Source organism: Streptomyces sp. NPDC002690 (genome assembly GCF_053592415.1).
On record NZ_JBSFVR010000709.1, the window covers coordinates 1 to 1,537 of the forward strand.

1 pseudogene is annotated in these 1,537 nt (G+C 73.6%); it reads left to right on the forward strand.

The features are described from left to right. Positions 1–96: 96 nt before the first annotated feature. A pseudogene (locus tag ACWD3D_RS36900) lies at positions 97–1,164 on the forward strand (AAA family ATPase); the annotation flags it as partial. Between the last annotated feature and the right edge of the window lie 373 nt (positions 1,165–1,537).

The following is a 1,537-nucleotide window of genomic DNA, read 5'->3' on the forward strand; positions in this document are numbered from 1 at the left end:
TCATCGTCTTTCCGCTGCCCATCGGGCCGATGACACGGCACGCCTTGTCGGCGCGGGACCAGAGATCGACACCCTTCGGACGCTGCGAGGTACCCCTGCGCGCGCAGCCGGCTGACGCTGCCGGAGGACACCCGGCGCGCCCTCGTACCGCACTTCGCCCGGATGACGCGTGACGAGTCCTTCGGCAACGCCCGGGAGGCGCGGCGGACCTTCGAGGAGATGGTGGACAGGCAGGCACTCAGGCTCGCCGGGAACGAGACGGTGTCGGAGGAGGAGCTGTCGCTGCTGCTGCCCTCGGACGTCGGGGAGGCCGCGGCTGCCGCCGCGGGGGGCGGCGGGGGACCGGGCGGCGACGCCGGACGCCTGGAGGCCGCCCTCGGCCGGCTGTCCGCACTGACGGGGCTGGCCGGCGTGAAGAGCGAGGTCCAGGACCTGGTGAACCTCCTGACCACCGCCCGCAGGCGCCGGGAGAACGGGCTGCCCGCACCGGCGATCGGCCACCACCTGGTGTTCACGGGACCGCCCGGGACGGGCAAGACCTCGGTGGCCCGCCTGTACGGGGAACTGCTCGGCGCCCTCGGCGTTCTGCCCCGCGGGCAACTGGTGGAGGTCGCCCGCACCGACCTGGTCGGGCGGTACGTCGGCCACACCGCGCAGCTCACCGCGGAAGCCTTCGGACGGGCGCGTGGTGGAGTGCTCTTCGTCGACGAGGCGTACACCCTGACCCCCGACGGAGCCGGCGGTTCGGACTTCGGCCGGGAGGCGGTCGACACCCTGCTGAAGCTGATGGAGGACCACCGCGACGACACGGCGGTGGTGGTCGCCGGGTACGGCCCCGAGATGGAGCGCTTCCTGGCCTCCAACCCCGGCCTGGCCTCGCGTTTCGGCCGCAGCGTGCCCTTCGCCTCCTACGATGCCGACGAACTCGTGGACATCGTCACCGGGATGTGCGCACGGGAGAAGTACGTCTGCGCGCCCGGGACGCGGGAGCTGCTGCGCGCGCACTTCGCCGGCGTGGAGCGCGGACCGGCCTTCGGCAACGCCCGGTACGCGCGCACGGTGCTGGAGCGGATGCTCACGCGTCAGGCGGGCCGGCTCAGCGCGATGCCGGAGGCGACGGTGGAGGACCTCAGCATCCTGCTGCCCGAGGACCTCACGTGCTGAGGAGCCCGCGACCGGGCCGCCGTGCGGAGGGTGGGGTCCCGCAGTCGAGCCGGTCGCGCGAGACCCTCACCCTCGCGAGGCTTCCCACGATCGGGCTTCTCGCGATCGGGCTTCTGGCCGCCGTGGGGGCGCCTCCCGCCGTCGCGGAAGGGCGGGACGACGAGCCCCTGCCCGTGGTGAGCTCGCTGTCACCCGGGAGCGGCGGGTGCGTGGAGCCGTCCCGCAGGAAGGTGGAGAGCGCGCCCTGGCCCCAGGGATACGTCGGCTACACCCGGGCCTGGGATTACACCCGCGGTGACTCTCGGCCCGATCAGCCGGGGCAGCGTCCAGGACATCCCGGAGTCCGCGGTCAGCGCGACCCCCGCGAACGAGG